This window comes from Streptomyces mangrovi, assembly GCF_900114215.1.
In the GTDB taxonomy this organism is placed as follows: domain Bacteria; phylum Actinomycetota; class Actinomycetes; order Streptomycetales; family Streptomycetaceae; genus Streptomyces; species Streptomyces barkulensis.
The window spans coordinates 58,600-76,084 of the sequence record NZ_FOSG01000016.1 but is presented as its reverse complement, the minus strand read 5'-3'; the positions used below and the strand labels follow the sequence as shown (position 1 = coordinate 76,084).

The 17,485-nt window shown below is 73.8% G+C and carries 16 protein-coding genes; 11 read left to right on the top strand and 5 right to left on the bottom strand.

From position 1 onward, the window contains the following. Positions 1-137 precede the first annotated feature (137 nt). The 4 genes from BM237_RS20865 to BM237_RS20850 all read left to right on the top strand — a co-directional run bounded on the left by BM237_RS20865 (position 138) and on the right by BM237_RS20850 (position 5,582). Positions 138-2,954: a bifunctional acetate--CoA ligase family protein/GNAT family N-acetyltransferase gene (locus BM237_RS20865; RefSeq protein ID WP_093851245.1), complete on the top strand. Its 2,817-nt coding sequence runs from the start codon at positions 138-140 to the stop codon at positions 2,952-2,954. Positions 2,955-2,982: 28 nt separating this feature from the next. Next, a complete protein-coding gene (locus BM237_RS20860) occupies positions 2,983-3,576 on the top strand; it encodes a DUF5998 family protein (protein WP_093851244.1) in 594 nt (197 codons plus the stop codon). Next, the gene (locus tag BM237_RS20855; RefSeq protein WP_093851243.1) at positions 3,576-4,775 is read left to right on the top strand and encodes an alkaline phosphatase family protein; all 1,200 of its coding nucleotides are present in this window, start codon (positions 3,576-3,578) and stop codon (positions 4,773-4,775) included. Before BM237_RS20860 ends, BM237_RS20855 begins: the two co-directional genes overlap by 1 nt. A gap of 120 nt (positions 4,776-4,895) precedes the next feature. Continuing rightward, on the top strand, positions 4,896-5,582 hold the full coding sequence (locus BM237_RS20850) for a thymidine kinase (RefSeq protein WP_093851242.1): 687 nt from the start codon (positions 4,896-4,898) through the stop codon (positions 5,580-5,582). A gap of 33 nt (positions 5,583-5,615) precedes the next feature. On the opposite strand, the gene BM237_RS20845 is transcribed toward BM237_RS20850, so the two are convergent. Beyond that, positions 5,616-6,437: a VOC family protein gene (locus BM237_RS20845; protein WP_093851241.1), complete on the bottom strand. Its 822-nt coding sequence runs from the start codon at positions 6,435-6,437 to the stop codon at positions 5,616-5,618. A gap of 251 nt (positions 6,438-6,688) precedes the next feature. Here BM237_RS20845 and BM237_RS20840 point away from each other — a divergent pair, with 251 nt between their 5' ends. Beyond that, a complete protein-coding gene (locus tag BM237_RS20840; RefSeq protein WP_093851240.1) occupies positions 6,689-7,564 on the top strand; it encodes a sulfurtransferase in 876 nt (291 codons plus the stop codon). Between the two features lie 58 nt (positions 7,565-7,622). Here the strand turns inward: BM237_RS20840 and sepH are convergent, their stop codons facing one another. Then, positions 7,623-8,684, bottom strand: a complete 1,062-nt coding sequence (gene sepH, locus BM237_RS20835; RefSeq protein WP_093851239.1) for a septation protein SepH — start codon at positions 8,682-8,684, stop codon at positions 7,623-7,625. A gap of 444 nt (positions 8,685-9,128) precedes the next feature. Then, entirely contained in the window at positions 9,129-10,472 is a 1,344-nt protein-coding gene (locus BM237_RS20830) for a D-arabinono-1,4-lactone oxidase (protein WP_093851238.1), read from the bottom strand. Between the two features lie 143 nt (positions 10,473-10,615). On the opposite strand from BM237_RS20830, the gene BM237_RS20825 reads away from it, so the two are divergent. Together BM237_RS20825 and BM237_RS20820 are read left to right on the top strand one after the other, a co-directional pair. Further along, positions 10,616-11,728 carry a ferrochelatase gene (locus tag BM237_RS20825; RefSeq protein ID WP_093851237.1) on the top strand — a complete coding sequence of 371 codons (1,113 nt, stop codon included), beginning with the start codon at positions 10,616-10,618 and terminating at the stop codon, positions 11,726-11,728. A gap of 184 nt (positions 11,729-11,912) precedes the next feature. After that, positions 11,913-12,674, top strand: coding sequence for an inositol monophosphatase family protein (locus BM237_RS20820; RefSeq protein WP_245793878.1), 762 nt, complete (start codon positions 11,913-11,915; stop codon positions 12,672-12,674). Positions 12,675-12,775: 101 nt separating this feature from the next. Here BM237_RS20820 and BM237_RS29370 read toward each other — a convergent pair whose 3' ends face one another. Further along, positions 12,776-12,949 (bottom strand): hypothetical protein, encoded by a 174-nt coding sequence (locus tag BM237_RS29370; protein WP_165869606.1) that lies wholly within the window; start codon positions 12,947-12,949, stop codon positions 12,776-12,778. Between the two features lie 435 nt (positions 12,950-13,384). Here BM237_RS29370 and BM237_RS20815 point away from each other — a divergent pair, with 435 nt between their 5' ends. From BM237_RS20815 to BM237_RS20800, 4 genes are all read left to right on the top strand, one after another. Further along, positions 13,385-14,038 (top strand): response regulator transcription factor, encoded by a 654-nt coding sequence (locus tag BM237_RS20815; RefSeq protein WP_093851236.1) that lies wholly within the window; start codon positions 13,385-13,387, stop codon positions 14,036-14,038. A 7-nt stretch (positions 14,039-14,045) separates the two neighbouring features. After that, positions 14,046-15,323, top strand: coding sequence for a sensor histidine kinase (locus tag BM237_RS20810; RefSeq protein ID WP_093851235.1), 1,278 nt, complete (start codon positions 14,046-14,048; stop codon positions 15,321-15,323). Positions 15,324-15,767: 444 nt separating this feature from the next. Further along, the gene (locus BM237_RS20805) at positions 15,768-16,067 is read left to right on the top strand and encodes a DUF4193 domain-containing protein (protein ID WP_093662716.1); all 300 of its coding nucleotides are present in this window, start codon (positions 15,768-15,770) and stop codon (positions 16,065-16,067) included. A 13-nt stretch (positions 16,068-16,080) separates the two neighbouring features. After that, the gene (locus tag BM237_RS20800) at positions 16,081-16,971 is read left to right on the top strand and encodes an EcsC family protein (protein WP_245793866.1); all 891 of its coding nucleotides are present in this window, start codon (positions 16,081-16,083) and stop codon (positions 16,969-16,971) included. A 57-nt stretch (positions 16,972-17,028) separates the two neighbouring features. Here BM237_RS20800 and BM237_RS20795 read toward each other — a convergent pair whose 3' ends face one another. Then, positions 17,029-17,484 carry a DUF3093 domain-containing protein gene (locus BM237_RS20795; RefSeq protein WP_093851234.1) on the bottom strand — a complete coding sequence of 152 codons (456 nt, stop codon included), beginning with the start codon at positions 17,482-17,484 and terminating at the stop codon, positions 17,029-17,031. Position 17,485: the final 1 nt, after the last annotated feature.

Below are 17,485 nucleotides of genomic sequence, written 5' to 3'. Positions count from 1 at the left end.
GCTCGCTGCGTTGTCGATCGTCGGCGCAGCACGCTGCGCTCTCCTCCTCCGCCTTGCGATCGCACGCACCGGACGCCGCGGAGCCCGCCCTTCGGGCGGACAGCGCTATTTGTCAGACAGGGCCTAGGCTGACCCCCATGCGGACGCCGAGCGAGCCTGTCTACCCCGCCCACTGGGAAGCCGACGTGGTACTGCGCGACGGCGGTACGGCCCGGGTCCGCCCCATCACGCCCGACGACGCCGAGCGCCTGGTCAGCTTCTACGAGCAGGTCTCCGACCAGTCGAAGTACTACCGCTTCTTCGCCCCCTACCCCCGGCTCTCCGACCGCGACGTACGCCGCTTCACCCACCACGACTACGTCGACCGGGTCGGCCTGGCCGCCATCGTCGGCGACGAGTTCATCGCCACCGTCCGCTACGACCGCATAGACGCCACCGGCCGCCCCGCCTCCCTGCCCGCCGACGAGGCCGAGGTCGCCTTCCTCGTCCGCGACGACCACCAGGGCCGCGGGGTCGGCTCCGCCCTGCTGGAGCACATCGCCGCCTGCGCCCGCGAGCGCGGGGTGCGCCGCTTCGTCGCCGAGGTCCTGCCCGCCAACACCAGGATGGTCAAGGTCTTCACGGACGCCGGCTACTCCCAGAAGCGCAGCTTCGAGGACGGCACGGTCCACCTCACCTTCGGCATCGAACCGACCGAGCAGTCCCTGGCGGTCATGCGGGCCCGCGAGCAGCGCGCCGAGGCCCGGTCCGTGCAGCGGCTGCTGTCCCCCGGCGTGGTCGCCGTCATCGGCGCCAGCCGCAACCCGGGCGGGGCCGGGCGCACCGTCCTGGAGAGCCTGCGCACGGCCGGTTTCACCGGCCGTGTCCACGCCGTCAACCGCGCGCTGGAGGAGGGACGCGCCGAGATCGACTCGGTGCCCGCCCACCGCTCGGTGCGCGACGTCCCCGAGCCCGTCGACCTCGCCGTCGTCGCCGTCCCCGCCGGGGAGGTGCCCGGGGTGGTCGACGAGTGTGGCGGGCGGGGCGTGCAGGGGCTGGTGGTCCTCTCCGCCGACTTCGGCCGCGACGCGCAGCGCGAACTGGTGCGGCGGGCCCGCTCGTACGGGATGCGCATCATCGGGCCCAACGCCTTCGGACTGATCAACACCGCTCCGGACGTCCGGCTCAACGCCACCCTGTCGCCCGAGACACCCGAGCGCGGCCGCATCGGGCTGTTCACCCAGTCCGGGGCCATCGGCATCGCCGTGCTCGCCGGACTGCACCGCCGCGGCCGGGGGGCCGGCGGTGTCTCCACCTTCGTCTCGGCCGGCAACCGCGCCGACGTCTCGGGCAACGACGTGCTCCAGTACTGGGACGACGACCCCGACACCGATGTCGTCCTGATGTACCTGGAGTCCTTCGGCAACCCCAGGAAGTTCAACCGCCTGGCCCGGCGCACCGCCGCCCGCAAGCCGATCGTCGTGGTCAAGGGAGCCCGCCACAACGCCAGCGCCCCGCCGCCCGGCCACGCCGTCCCGGCCGGCCGCACACCCGACGCCACGGTCTCCTCGCTGCTGCGGCAGGCCGGGGTCATCCGCGTCGACACCGTCACCGAACTCGTCGACGCCGGTGTGCTGCTGGCCACCCAGCCGCTGCCCGCCGGCCCGCGGGTGGGCATCCTGGGCAACGCCGAGTCGCTGTGCCTGCTCACCTACGACGCCTGCCTGGCCCGGGGCCTGCGGCCGCAGCCCGTCACCGACCTGACCACCGAGGCCGGCCCCGAGGACTTCCGGCGGGCCCTGGCCGCCACCCTCGCCGACCCGGCCACCGACGCCGTCGTGGTCACCGCCATCCCCTGGGTGGACGGCAGCCACGGCGCGGGGGACGCGCCCCTGCTGGCCGAGGCGCTGGCCCGGGCGCTGCGCGAGTCGGCCGGCGGCGCGGGCGGTGGTGAGGGCGGCGAAGCGGGCGGTGACCAGGACGGCGGCCGCGGCGGCACGGAAGCCGCGAGCGCCCCGGCCAAACCGGTGGTCGTGGTCCATCTGGCCATCGAGGGCCTGGACGCCGCCCTCGCCGAACACCGCCTGCCCGCCTACCCCGCCCCCGAGCGCGCCGTGGACGCCCTGTCGGAGGCGGTCCGCTACGCGCAGTGGCGACGGGAGGCGGCCGAACCCGGCCGGGTGCCCGAGTACGACGACATCGACGAGGCGTCCGCCGCCGCCCTGCTGACCAGGGTGCGCGAACCGGACCGCGGCACGCTCCGCAGTACCCCCCTGAGCGGTGAGGAGACGGCCGAACTGCTGGGCCACTACGGCGTGTCGGTGCAGCCCGTCCTGCCCGCGCCCGACGCCCGCGCGGCCCGCGCCGCCGCGAAGAGGCTGGGCTATCCCGTGGCCCTGAAGACCACCGCCCCCCATCTGCGCCACCGCTCCGATCTGGGAGGCGTACGGCTGGACATCGGCAGCGAGGCCGGACTGCGGCGCGCCTACGCCAGGATGACCGAACAGCTGGGCGAGCCGGCCGAGTTGCGGCCCGTCATCCAGGCCATGGCGCCCCGCGGCGTGGACACCGCGGTGAAGGCCACCGTCGACCCCGCCATCGGCGCGGTGCTCTCCTTCGGACTGGCCGGCCCGCCCTCGGAACTGCTGGGCGACGTCGCCCACCGGCTCGTTCCCGTCACCGACCGGGACGCGGCCGGACTGGTCCGCTCCATCCGCTCCGCGCCCGTGCTGTTCGGCTGGCGCGGCGCCCAGCCGGTGGACACCGGCGCCCTGGAGGAGCTGCTGCTGCGCGTCTCCCGGCTGGTCGAGGATCATCCCGAGGTCGTCTCCGTCGACCTGGAACCGGTGGTCGTCGCCGCCCGCGGGCTGACCGTCCTGGACGCGGCCGTCCGTGTCGCCGAGCCGCCCGCGCCCTTCGGCACGGCCCATCCGGCCTGGGCCGACCTCGGCCCCCGCCGCCTGCCCGCGTACTGACCCGCCCGGTCCCCGTAGGATGGGCCGCATGGCGAAGACCGGTACGACGACCCAGGGGCTGCGCGCGGCCATCGAGCGCAGCGGCTACTACCCGGCTCTCGTGGCCGAGGCGGTCGAGTCCGCCGTGGGCGGCGAGCCCGTCTCCTCGTACGTGGTCCACCAGGAGACGACCTTCGACTCCAACGAGGTCCGCCGCCACGTCACGGTGCTGGTGCTCACCGACACCCGGTTCATCGTCAGCCACACCGACGAGCAGCCCGCCGACGGCACGTCCCCCTCGCCGTACGCCACCACCTCCACCGAGTCGGTGAAGCTGGAGCGGATCTCCTCGGTCGTCCTCAGCCGCGTCGTCGCCAACCCCGAGTCGTACACCCCCGGCACCCTGCCGCGCGAGGTCGTCCTCACCATCGGCTGGGGCGCCGTCTCCCGCCTCGACATGGAGCCCGCCAACTGCGGCGACCCCAACTGCGAGGCCGACCACGGCTACACCGGCTCCCTGACCGCCGACGACCTCTCGCTGCGCGTCAGCGAGGCGGGCGACGGACCGGACACCGTCCGCCAGGCGCTCACCTTCGCGCAGGCGCTGTCCGAGGCCACCGCGGCGACCGCCGGCGCCCGCTGATGGTCCAGTCCCTCCCGTACGGCCCGGCCGCCCACGACCCGGCCCCGCTGGATCCGCGTACCGCCCCCGTGCCGCGCTACGGCGACGCCTCGCTGGCCGATCTGCTGCCCGCCGTCGCCGCCGGACAGGGGGTACCCGGGCTGTCCTCGGGCCTGGAGCTGGAGCCCGCCGACCGGGTGTGCGTCTTCCTGGTGGACGGCATGGGCTGGGAGCTGCTGGCCGCCCATCCCGGAGAGGCCCCCTTCCTGGCCTCCCTGCTGGCCGGCTCCCGCGGCGGCACCGGGCGGCCCCTCACCGCGGGCTTCCCCTCCACCACCGCCACCTCGCTCGCCTCCGTGGGGACCGGCCAGGTGCCCGGCGCCCACGGACTGCCCGGCTACACCGTGCTCGACCCGGCCACCGGCGAGCTGATGAACCAGCTGCGCTGGCAGCCGTGGACCGACCCGTACCAGTGGCAGCCGTACCCCACCGTCTTCCGGCTCGCCGACGCCGCCGGCGTCGCCACCTGCCAGGTCACCGCCCCGCACTTCGAGCACACCCCGCTCACGAGGATCGCCCTGTCGGGAGGCTCCTTCCTCGGCCGGCTGTCGGCCGAGGACCGCATGGACCTCGCCGCCGAGCGGCTGGGCTCGGCCGGCCGCACGCTGGTCTACACGTACTACGCCGAGCTCGACGGCAGCGGCCACCGCCACGGCGTGGACTCCGACGCCTGGCGCGGCCAGCTGATGTACGTCGACCGCCTCGCCCAGCGCCTGGCCGAGCAGCTTCCGCCGCGCTCCGTGCTCTACGTCACCGCCGACCACGGCATGGTGGACGTCCCGCGGGACCCGGACGCCCGCTACGACTTCGACCACGACTGGGAACTGCGCGCGGGCGTCGCACGGCTGGGAGGCGAGGGACGGGCCCGCCACCTGTACGCCGTGCCCGGCGCGGCCGGGGACGTCCACGCCGTCTGGCGCGAGGTCCTGGCGGACCGGGCGTGGGTGGCCACCCGGGACGAGGCGATCGAACTGGGCTGGTTCGGGCCGGAAGTCGACGACCGGGTGCGCGGCCGGATCGGCGACGTGGTGGCCGCGATGAGTGACACGGCCGCCGTCGTCGCCACCGAGGCCGAGCCCAACGAGTCCGAACTGATCGGCATGCACGGCTCGATGACACCCGCCGAGCAACTGGTCCCCCTGCTGGAAGTCCGCACATAGCCCGGCGCCGCGGTATCCCGCCGGATCCGTCCGCGGCCGCGTGCACCGGCCCGTCGCTCGCACCACCCGCCCCCCAACGCCGACCGTCGACCGCCGACCGCCGAAAGGTTCCGCCTCCCCATGCCCGAACTGGTCTTCTTCGCCGGAACGATGGACTGCGGGAAGAGCACCCTCGCACTCCAGATCCAGCACAACCGCTCGGCGCGGGGACTGTCGGGGATGATCTTCACCCGCAACGACCGGGCGGGGGAGGGGCGGCTCTCCTCAAGGCTCGGTCTGGTCACCGAGGCCGTGGAGGCGGGCGAGGGCTTCGACTTCCACGCCCATCTGGTGCGGCACCTGACCTCCGGCGGGCGCACGGACTACGTGATCGCGGACGAGGCGCAGTTCCTCGACCCCGGGCAGGTCGACCAACTCGCCTGTGTCGTCGACGACCTGGGCATCGACGTCTTCGCCTTCGGCATCACCACCGACTTCCGCACCAGGCTCTTCCCGGGCTCGCAGCGGCTGATCGAGCTGGCCGACCGGATCGAGTCCCTCCAGGTCGAGGCACTGTGCTGGTGCGGCGCGCGCGCCACCCACAACGCCCGCACGGTCGGCGGCCGGATGGTCGTCGAGGGCGCCCAGGTCGTCGTCGGGGACGTCGCCGGCGGGCGGAGCGCCGCGGGGGAGGACGTCGGCTACGAGGTGCTGTGCCGGCGCCACCACCGGCGCCGGCTCACCGCCGCCACGGCCCGGGCGGGGGCGCTGTCCCCGGACGTGCTGCCCGTGGACGGTGCGGACGCCCCCGCCCTGCACCGCGGCTGAGCACCCCTCACGGGGCACTTCCCGCAAGGGCCTTCACGCGCCCCGGCGACCCGTGTGGATCACCGCGAAGGGCGCGCCCTCGCGGTCGGCGACCCGCGCCGTCCGCCCGGACGGCGTGTCGTGCGGCGACAGCAGGACGCGCCCGCCCAGCTCGGTCACCCGGCGCGCCGCCGCGTCGGTGTCGGCCACCTCGACGTACATCAGCCAGTGCGAGCCGCGGTCGTGCGGCAGCCCGTCACCGATGCCGTGGATGCCGCCGACGATCCGGCCGTGCGCCGTCAGGGTGAGACGGTCCGGCTCCGCGTCCGCGCCGCCGGAACCGCCCGCACCCGGGTGCTCCCCGGCGGGCTCGGCCTCCAGGCCGAACACCGTCTGGTAGAACTTCTCGACCGCCGACGCCCGGTGGGTGATCAGCTCGTTCCACACCACCGTACCCGGGCCGCCGCCCATACGGACCCCGGGCCGCGTGTCCGTCTGCCGTATCCCGAAGGAGGCCCCGGTCGGGTCCGCCGCGATCGCCACGCGCATCGTCCCCTCCATGTCCAGCGGTCCCACCCCGACCGTGCCGCCGCACAGCCGGACCAGCTCCGCGGCCTTGTCGGCGTCGTCGGCGGACAGATACGGCAGCCAGGCGGGCAGGCACTGCCGCCCCCGCGGCATCTGGCCGATGCACGCGACCTCGCTCCCGTCGAGCAGCGCGCGGAAGTGCGGGCCGGCCGAGCCCGGCCCCGGACCCTGCCGGTAGTCCCAGCCGAACAACTCGTGGTAGAACTCCTGGCTCGCCGCCGGGTCGTGGGCCAGCAGACTCAGCCAGGAGGGCGTGCCCGGAGCGTGTCGTGCCACTGCCTCGGTCATCTGTTCACTTCTCTCCTCGGGACCGTCGTCGATGCGGTCGTCCGGTGATCTTCCGTGCACTGTCGGTGGCCATGGTCTCATCCGGCGCCCGTACCGCGCACGGGGCCGTCCGGCCCGCGAGGGGGGCGAGGCGGCCCTCCGGGGAGAACAGCGGACATCTCGGCCCGGGTCCCCGCTCCGCACGCCGACACGGGCGGGCCGCGCCGGGCGGAGGCGAGGACATATGGGAACGGCCGCGCGAAGATACGGCCATGGCAGTCATCGTCTCCCCTACTCAACTCGCGCGCGAACTCACCGGTTCGCCTTCCTCACCGCATACCCCGCCCACGCTGCTCGATGTCCGCTGGGAGCCGACCGGCTCGCTCCGGCCCCAGGGCCACGGTTCTCCCCGGCACCCCGGTTATGACGCGGCGCACCTGCCCGGAGCCGTTTACGTCGACCTGGACACCGAACTGGCCGGCCCGGTGGGGGAGGGGACGGGGCGTCACCCGCTCCCGGACCCAAAGGTGTTCGGGGCGGCCATGCGCCGGGCCGGGGTCCGTCAGGGGCACCCGGTGGTGGTCTACGACGGCGGCCTGGGATGGGCGGCCGCCCGCGCCTGGTGGCTGCTGCGCTGGGCCGGCCACGAGGACGTACGGGTGCTGGACGGAGGTCTCGCGGCCTGGGAGGGCCCGCTGACGGGGGAGGTGCCGCGGCCGCCCGAGGGCGACTTCACACCCCGGCCGGGCTCGCTTCCGGTGCTCGACGCCGACGGCGCGGCGGCCCTGGCCCGCACCGGGGTGCTGCTCGACGCCCGCTCGGGCGAGCGCTACCGCGGCGAGGTCGAGCCGATCGACCGCGTCGCCGGGCACATCCCGGGCGCGGTGTCGGCACCCACCACCGAGAACACCACCGAAAGCGCCCCCGGCGCCTTCCGTCCCGCCGCCGCACTGGCCGCCCGTTTCGCCGCACTGGGTATCGACGCGGACACCGAGGTCGGCGTCTACTGCGGTTCGGGGGTGTCCGCGGCCCACGAGATCCTGGCGCTGGCGGTCGCCGGCATCGACGCCGTGCTGTATCCGGGTTCCTGGTCGCAGTGGTCCGCCGACCCCTCCCGGCCGGTGGCCACGGGCCCCGAACCGGGCTGAGGGGCGGGCCGGCGCACACGCCGAAGGGCGGCGGGGCCGGGCCCCGCCGCCCTTCGGCCTACTCCTGTTTCTTGCGGCGCGTGCCGAAGACGATCTCGTCCCAGCTGGGGACCGCCGCACGGCGGCCCGGGCGGACGCCGTCCGCCTCGGCCTGGCGGTCGGTGCTGCCCGTGAGCCGGTCGCGGTGGCCCGCCACCGAGCGCGGCATGAGCACATCGGCGTAGGCCGCCCCCGCGCTCGCCGCGGGAGCGGGCGGCTCCACCGCTTCCGGCTCCTCGGCCTCGTCCTCCGGCGCGCCGTCGGGCGAGGGGGACTGCTCCGGCACCACCAGATCGCCCCGGAAGCTGGGCACCGCCTCCAGCAGGCTGGTCAGCGAGTCCCGCTCGACACCCCCGTCCTGGTCCACTGCCTCCGGCGGGTCGGACTCGGAGGCGTCGGAACGCTCCGTGCGGTCGAAGCGGTCGCGCGGCAGCCGCGCGATGCGCGGCACGAACGGGAAGCTCGGCTCGGGGGTGTCGTCGCTCTCACCGATCAGCGCCCGCGCCTCGTCGTCCACGGCCTGCACCAGCCGCCGCGGCGGATCGTACGTCCAGCTCGCCGAGTGCGGCTCGCCGGCCACCCGGTAGACGAGCAGTACCTCCCAGGTGCCGTCGTCCCGGCGCCAGGAGTCCCACTGCACCGTGTCCTTGTCGGCGCCGCGCAGCATCAGCCGCTCGGCCACGGCCTCGCCGAGCTGCGGGCCGGTGCTCTCGCCGGGGCGGCGCACCGGTGTCTTACGGGCACGCTCGGCCATGAACGCGCGTTCGGCGAGCACCGGCCCCTCGAACCGCCGTACCCGGTCCACGGGGATGCCGGCGAGCTGGGCGACCTCCTCGGCGGTGGCTCCGGCCCGTATGCGGGCCTGGATGTCGCGGGGGCGCAGATGGCTCTCGACCTCGATCTCGATCTGGCCGAGCCTGGCGCGGTCGTTGCGGACGGCGGCGCGCAGCCGCTCGTCGATCGGAAGTGTGTACTCCGTGTTGTCGGCAGCCTTGAGCACCAGTCGTGTGCCGTCGTTGCTGACGGCCACGACACGCAGTTCGGGCATGGGAACCTCCCGGGTGGTGCCTGCCGACGTCACGTGCGTCGCTGCTCCCGCTGGACGAGTGTGACGTGCCCGGGCGCAGCCTGCCACAACCTTGCCGACCTGCCCGGCGTGTCGGGCCCGCGCCCTGATCCGCCACTGTGGCACGGTTGCCTGTTGAACACGGAAAGTGACCGAAGTGGTGACTGTCCGTGGTACCGGCTGACCGGGGCCGGGGTCAGGGCTCGCCACACTACTCCATTGGGGCCACGCCGTTGGATCGGCACGCCGCCCAAGTTCTCACAGCGCCGGGGAGTTGAACACCGCGCCGGCCGTAAAAAGACGGCATCGAAGGTGTGGATCTTCACGGAATCCGCCGAAACGGAACCACCACCTTGGCCGGAAACCGCCTCGCGGGGGCGGAGGGGAAGATACGTGCGACCCGGCCCGGTAGGGGGACGGCCGGGGCGGCGGGCTGACGGGGGCGGGCCGGCGCCCGGATCAGTCGCCCAGCACCCGTCGCAGATGGTCGTTGCCGAACACCCGGTCCGGGTCGAGGCGGTCGCGCAGCGCGGTGAACTCCGCGAAGCGCGGGTAGACCTCGGCCAGGTACCCGGCGTCGCGGCTGTGCAGCTTCCCCCAGTGGGGGCGCCCGCCGTGCGCCACCATGATCTGCTCGGCGGCGGTGAAGTACCGCTCGTGCGGGGTGCCCCGGTACACGTGCACCGCGATGTAGGCGGTGTCGCGGCCCGAGGCCGTGGACAGCGTGATGTCGTCGGCGGGCGCGACGCGCACCTCGACGGGGAAGTTCACCCGCAGCCCCGAACGGTCGACCACCGCGCGCAGTTCGCGCAGCGCCTCCACCGCGGCCTCCCGCGGCAGGGCGTACTCCATCTCCACGAAGCGCACCCGGCGCGGTGAGGTGAACACCTTGTAGGGGATGTCGGTGTAGGTGCGGGCCGACAGGGCCCGGCCGGCGATCCGCGCGATGCCGGGGACGGCGGCGGGGAAGGCCCGGCCCACCGAACAGGCGGCCTGGAAGACGCCGTTGGACAGGAGTTCGTCCTCCAGCCAGCCGCTCAGGCGCGGCAGCGGCTCGGCCGGGCCGCCGCTGCGGTTGTTGCGCTTGGTGACGCAGCGGTCGGTGTGCGGGAACCAGTAGAACTCGAAGTGCTCGTTTCCGCGCGCCAGATGGTCGAAGTCCTCCAGCACCGCCTCCAGGCGCATGGGTTCCTCGCGCGCGGTCAGCAGGAACAGCGGCTCCACGGCGAAGGTGATCTCGGTGATCACCCCCAGCGCCCCCAGGCCGATGCGGGCCGCCGCGAAGACGTCCGGGTTCTCGCCCGCCTCGCCCGCCGAGCACCGCAGGACCGATCCGTCGGCCAGGACCATCTCCAGGGCGCGGATCTGGGCGGCGAGCGAGCCGGAGTCGCGGCCGGTGCCGTGGGTGCCGGTGCCGACCGCGCCGGAGACGGTCTGCTCCATGATGTCGCCCATGTTGGTCAGGGACAGCCCCTCGGCCGCCAGCGCCTCGTTGAGCCGCTTCAGCGGCGTCCCGGCGGCCACCGTCACCGTCCCGGCCCCGCGGTCGATCCGGCGGATGCCGGTGAGGCGGTCGGGGCGTATCAGCACCCCCTCGGTGGCGGCCACGGGCGTGAACGAGTGCCCGGTGCCGGCGGCCTTGACCGTCAGCCCGTCCTCGGCGGCGCGGCGCACCACCTCGGCGAGCGCATCGGTGGTGGAGGGCGCCGAAGTCCGCAGCGGACGGGCGGTCGCGTTGCCCGCCCAGTTGCGCCATGTCGGCGGCGCGGGCCGCCCCGTACGCCGTGCTGTGTGCGTGGTCATCGCTGACGGCCCTCCCCATGGCTGGCGTACCGCGCGGGCGGTGGACCCCACCGGTCGGAGGGGGATCATACTCACGCGAGGCCGTTTTGGACCCACCGCGGGTCCGGGCGGTGGCCCCCGCGGCCGGATGGCAGGATCGAGACATGTCCGACGCAACTGACGCCCGCCCCTACGACGCCCTGCTGCTGCTGTCCTTCGGAGGACCGGAGGGGCCCGACGACGTGGTGCCGTTCCTGGAGAACGTCACCCGCGGGAGAGGCATTCCGAAGGAGCGGCTGGAGGAGGTCGGGCAGCACTACTACCTGTTCGGCGGCGTCAGCCCGATCAACGCCCAGAACCGCGAGCTGCTCGCCGCCCTGCGCGAGGACTTCGCCGCGAACAGACTGGACCTGCCCGTCTACTGGGGCAACCGGAACTGGGCGCCGTACCTGACCGACACCCTGCGCGAGATGGTGTCCGACGGCCGCCGCCGGATCCTGGTGCTGGCCACCAGCGCGTACGCCTCCTACTCCGGCTGCCGCCAGTACCGGGAGAACCTCGCGGAGGCCCTGGCCGCCCTCGAGGCCGAGGGTCTGAGGGTGCCGCGGGTGGACAAGCTGCGGCACTACTTCAACCACCCCGGCTTCGTCCGCCCCATGACCGACGGGGTGCTGGCCGCCCTCGCCGAACTGCCCGGGGAGGTCCGCGCGGGGGCGCATCTGGTCTTCACCACCCACTCCATCCCCCTCTCCCAGTCCGAGACCTCCGGGCCCGACGGCGGCGCGTACGTCACCCAGCACCTGGACGTGGCGCGGGTGATCGCCGCCGCGGTGCGCGAGGAGACCGGGGTGGACAGGCCCTGGGAACTGGTCTACCAGTCCCGCAGCGGCGCCCCCCACATCCCCTGGCTGGAGCCGGACGTCTGCGACCACCTGGAGGCGCTGCACGGGCAGGGCGCGCCGGCCGCGGTGATGGTCCCCATCGGGTTCGTCTCGGACCACATGGAGGTCTTGTACGACCTCGACACCGAGGCGATGGCCAAGGCCGGGGAGCTGGGCCTGCCGGCGGTGCGGTCGGCCACCGTCGGCGCCGACCCGCGCTTCGCCGCGGCCGTGCGCGACCTGGTGGCCGAGCGCGCCGCCGCCGAGCGCGGCGAGCACCCCGAGCGCTGCGCGCTGGGCGCGCTGGGCCCCAGCCACGACGTGTGCCCGGTGGGCTGCTGCCCGGCCCGTACGCCGAAGCCCGCCGCCGCGGGTGCCGACAGCCCGTACGCCTGACGCCGTACCGGCGCCCGCCCGGTGCCCGACCGACGTCCGCACGACACCGCCGAGGAGAACCGTGACCGACGCCGCAAGCCCCGCCGGCAACCCCGCCGGCAGTCCCGCCGGGACCGGAGCGGAGACCGACCGCGCGACCGCCGCCGTGGCGGATCCGCTCAACAGGGAGCTTCTGGGCCTCGCGATGGAGGCCGCCCGCCGGGCGGGCGCGCTGCTGAGCGAGGGACGCCCCGCCGACCTGGGGGTGGCCGCGACCAAGAGCAGCCCCGTCGACGTCGTCACCGAGATGGACCTGGCCTCCGAGAAGCTGATCACCGGCTTTCTGGCCGACCACCGCCCCGAGGACGGTTTCCTGGGGGAGGAGGGGGCCTCCGCAGAGGGAGACAGCGGGGTGCGCTGGGTGATCGACCCGATCGACGGCACCGTGAACTACCTCTACGGGCAGCCCGCCTGGGCCGTCTCGATCGCCGCCGAGCACCGGGGCGAGACGGTCGTCGGCGTGGTCCACGTCCCGCCGCGCGGGGAGACGTACCACGCGGTGCTGGGCGGGGGCGCCTGGCTGAACGGGAAGCGCGTGCGCTGCCGCCCCTCGCCGCCGCTGGGGCAGGCGCTGATCGGCACCGGCTTCAACTACGTCGCCGAGCGCCGCGGGGCCCAGGCCGAGGTGGCCCGCCGGCTGCTGCCGGAGGTCCGCGACATCCGCCGCTCCGGCTCGGCCGCCATCGACCTGTGCGACGTGGGCGGCGGGCGGCTGGACGGCTTCTACGAGCGCGGGCTGCACCCCTGGGACTTCGCCGCGGGCGATCTGGTCGCCCGCGAGGCGGGCGCCCTCACCGGCGGACGGCCCGGCTCCCCGCCGACGGGCGAGCTGACGGTGGCCGCCTCGCCCGGGGTCTTCGGCGCGCTCCAGCCGCTGCTGGAGGAACTGGGCGCCTGGCACGATTGAACGGTTCCGGTCCGGGCAGTAGGGGCACCGGCCCTCCGTGCACTCCGCACGGCGGCGCCCCGGGAGGTTCTTCCTCCCGGGGCGCCGGTGTGTGATGCGGGTCAGGCGCTGGTGACGCCGACCTCCACTCCGTACTCGGCGGCCAGACGGCGCAGATCCTCGAGCTCGGCCTGCTCGACGTCCACCAGGAAGTCGTCGCCCGACTCACGAGCGCGGATCAGGTCGGACTCCGTGGTCCGTATGCGCTGCAGAATGCCTGCGGTGAACGCGTCCATGGTGCGCCCCCTCGTCGTGGGTCGTCGGCACGGGGGTGTGCCGGGGGTGGGGCGATCACGGTGTGTTCCCCGAGCGGTCGGCCGACGGCTCTTCCGGGGCTGGGAAGAGGGGTCGTGGCATGCCGTCTACAGGGCGTGATCGCGGGTGTACTGCCGTCCTCCCCATCTCAAACCTCAGAGAAACCTCAAGAAGGACGAAAATTCGGTGAACGACTGCGACGGAAGTCCCTTACGGCCCGTTTACTGAGGTCGCGGGCACGATGGACATGGTGGAGCAGGACGGGTGCGGTCCGGTGCGCCGGGCCGCACCCCTGCCCGGCCCCGTGCCGCTCCCGCGCCGTTCCCGAACGGTCCGGACGGCCCGGACGGCTCCTTGCCCCCTGAAGCCCCGTGAAGCCCCGTGAAGTCCCGCGAACCGAAGGAAGGACACCGCCCGTGCGCGTACTCGTCGTCGAGGACGAGCAGCTGCTCGCCGATGCCGTGGCCACCGGACTGCGCCGGGAGGCCATGGCCGTCGACGTGGTCTACGACGGCGCCTCGGCCCTCGAGCGCGTCGGGGTCAACGACTACGACGTGGTGGTGCTCGACCGCGACCTGCCGCTGGTCCACGGCGACGACGTGTGCCGCGAGATCATCCGGCTGGGCCTGCCGACCCGGGTGCTGATGCTCACCGCCTCCGGCGACGTCAGCGACCGGGTGGAGGGCCTGGAGCTGGGCGCGGACGACTACCTGCCCAAACCCTTCGCCTTCAGCGAGCTGACCGCCCGGGTGCGGGCGCTCGGCCGCCGCAGCACCGCGCCCCTGCCACCGGTGCTGGAGCGCGCCGGCATCCGGCTGGACCCCAACCGCCGCGAGGTCTTCCGCGACGGCCGGCAGGTGCAGCTGGCCCCCAAGGAGTTCGCGGTGCTGGAAGTGCTCATGCGGGGCGAGGGCTCGGTGGTCTCCGCCGAGCAGCTCCTGGAGAAGGCATGGGACGAGAACACCGATCCGTTCACCAACGTCGTACGGGTCACTGTGATGACCCTGCGCCGCAAGCTAGGCGAGCCGCCGGTGATCGTCACCGTGCCCGGCTCCGGATACCGCATCTGAGCCCCTCATGACACCCAGCACGCCCGGTACCCCCGGCCCTCCGCCCCAGCCCCCGGCGGCCCCGCCCAAGCCCACCTGGGACCCCTTCCAGCCGGGCCGCTCCCACCCCTGGCTGCGGCCCACCATCCGCATACGCCTGACCCTGCTGTACGGCGGGATGTTCCTGATCGCCGGGATGGTGCTGCTGGCGATCATCTACCTGCTGGCGGCCCAGGCGCTGAAGGACGGCAGCCATCTGCCCTTCCAGATCATCGGCGTACGGGACCAGACCACCGACGCCGTCTGCAGCCTGCCCAGCCGGGCGGACGGCGGGGAACTGACCCCCCAGGAGCTGACCGCAGCCGTCCAGCAGTGCATGGAGAACCAGCGGCAGGTGGCCCTGGAGGCCCTGCTCAACCGCTCCCTGATGGCCCTGCTGGGCCTGGCCGTGGCCGCCTTCGCCTTCGGCTACGTCATGGCCGGCCGGGTGCTCTCGCCACTGGAGCGCATCACACGCACCGCCCAGCGGGTCGCCGGTTCCGACCTGCACCGCCGCATCGAGCTGGACGGACCGGACGACGAGCTCAAGGAGCTGGCCGACACCTTCGACCAGATGCTGGACCGGCTGGACCGGGCCTTCACCGCCCAGCAGAGGTTCGTCGCCAACGCCTCGCACGAGTTGCGCACCCCGCTGGCGATCAACCGCACCCTGCTGGAGGTCCAGCTCTCCGATCCCGGCGCCTCCCCGGAGCTGGTCCAGCTAGGCAAGACGCTGCTCGCCACGAACGAGCGCAGCGAGCAGTTGGTGGAGGGCCTGCTGCTGCTCGCCCGCAGCGAGAACGAGATCGTGGACCGCAAGCCCGTGGACCTGGCCGAGGTCGCCTCCCAGGCCGTGGAGCAGGCGCGCGGAGAGGCCCAGGAGGGGGGCGTGGAACTGCGGGGCGTGCGCCAGCCCGCGTACGTGCAGGGCAGCGGGGTGCTGCTGGAGCGGGTCGCGCTCAATCTGGTGCAGAACGCCGTGCGCTACAACGTGCCCGGCGACGGCTGGGTCTCGGTGGACACCCGGGCCCAGCCGGGGCAGGCGGTGCTGGTGGTGGAGAACACCGGCCCGGTGGTCCCGGCGTACGAGGTGGACAACCTCTTCGAGCCCTTCCGCAGGCTGCGCACCGAGCGCACCGGCAGCGACAAGGGGGTCGGCCTGGGCCTGTCGATCGTGCGGTCGGTGGTGCGCGCCCACGGCGGGGCGGTCACGGCCCGGCCGCGCGAGGAGGGCGGGCTGGTGGTGCGGGTCACGCTCCCCATCTGACGCCCCCGCCGGACGGGAGGGGGAGACGGGCCGGACGGGACGGAGAGACGATCATGGAATACCCTCGCCGCGCCCGGCGTTATGGGGCGAAATCCGGGAATTCCTTCACGGTTCGACCCGGTTGTGATCGATCACACACGCGATTTTTCAATCACGTGCGCACAGCCCCTCAGGGCCTGTCGAAAAATGCCGGAAAATCCATGTTTTCGCAGGTCGTGATCGTGGAAAAGAGGGGAGGCGGTACGCGCAAAGTGGACACGAGGGCCGTCCCGGGCCCTCGGTCGACGGCCGACTCGGTCACCCCATCAGGGGCGCGGTTGGGTGTCGATTGAGTAACAGGGCTTGATGTGAGGCAAAATCTCCGCCTCAGGTCGGGCACAAGTCCGGCCTCTCGCGCGTTACGTGCGCTGGAGACACCACAGACACCCAGAGGGGGAGAGCGACATGGCGACCGATTACGACACTCCACGCAAGACCGATGACGACGTCAACGAGGACAGCATCGAGGAACTGAAGGCCCGGCGGAACGACAAGTCCGCCTCGACCGTCGACGTCGACGAGTTCGAGCAGGCCGAGGGCCTGGAACTGCCCGGAGCGGATCTCTCCAACGAGGAGCTGTCCGTGCGGGTGCTGCCCCGGCAGGCCGACGAGTTCACCTGCATGAGCTGCTTCCTGGTCCACCACCGCTCGCAGCTGGCGGCGGAGAAGAACGGCCACCCCATCTGCCGCGACTGCGCGGCCTGAGCCGGGCCGGCTGATGACGGCCGAGGAAGCACGTGACGCCGAGCGGGGCCAGGACGGGGAGGCCTCGCTCGCGCCCGTACCCGCACCCAGGTCCGCGCCCGCAGCCGCCCTCGGCCGCGGGCTGCGGCGGCTCCGTCCGCGCCGCCCGGTGGGCGCGGACGGAGTGGACGGACCCGACAGACCCGACGGACCCGACGGACCCGACGGATCCGACGGCCGAAGCGCACGGGAGTCGCGCGAGCGTGGCACGGTCCGGGCGTTCCTGGGCGTGGTGGCCGACCGCATCGTCGACCTCGCCCCCAGGATCCCGGTGAGGGACCTGGCCACGCTCCGCCGGCAGTTCCCGGGCCTGGAGCCCGAGGAGATGGCCGACCGGCTGATATCGGGCGCCGTGAAGGGCAGCGCGACCGTCGGCGCCGGAGTGGGCGCCTCGGCGATGCTGCCCGTACCGCCGGCGATGCCCGCCGAACTGGCCGCCGAGGTCGTCGGAGTGGCCGCGGTGGAGCTCAAGCTCATCGCCGAGCTCCACGAGGTCTACGGGCTGCGCCCGCCGGGCAACACCCGGGAGCGGGCCGCCGCGTACCTCACCGAGTGGACCCAGGAGCGCGGGATAGAGCTGACCGCGCCCGCCACGTTCGGCGCGGCGTTCGGCAGCCACATGAGACGCCAGCTGCGCCAGACCCTCCTCAAACGCACCATGCGCAACCTCCCCAACCTCACGCCGTTCATGATCGGTGCGGCGGTGGGCGCCCTGATGAACCGGCGCGACACCAGGAAGCTGGCGGAGAAGATCCGCGGCGACCTGAGGAAGCGGCGGATCCCCTGGGACGCGATCCCCCTGGAGGACCGTCCGGGGAAGATCATCCCCTCGCAGCCCCGGAGCACCCAGGAAGAGGACGGCTGACCCCGTCGTCCCCCTCACCGGGCTCTTCGCCGGCCCGGTACGCCCGGTCCGGCCGCGCTACCGGCGCGCGGCCTCCAGCGCGTCGGCCAGCGCCCGCGGGCGCCGGGTGGACAGATACAGGTACGGCGTGGGATCCGCGGGGTCGGTGACCTCCACGCGCAGTGCCGTGGGCACATAGCCGCGCAGCAGCATGTAGGCGCGCGGATCGGCGCGGTGGGTGCGCCAGGCGCGGGCCTCCTCCTCGTCCAGGACGTGTGCCCCGCCCAGCGCGGAGACCGGCACCCGGGCGTCCCCCGCGACCAGCGAGTCCGCGACCACGCGGATACGGGCCGATCCGTAGGCGCTCACCGCCACCGCGCCCAGCGCCGTGCCCACCACCAGACCGCCCAGCAGGGGCATCAGGCCCAGGGGGAACAGGATCAGGCCCAGGGCGACCCCGGACAGGGCGGCGATCAGCCACCAGACGCGGGGTGCGGTCAGCCGCTCGTCGTACAGCACGCCGGGAGGAAGCATG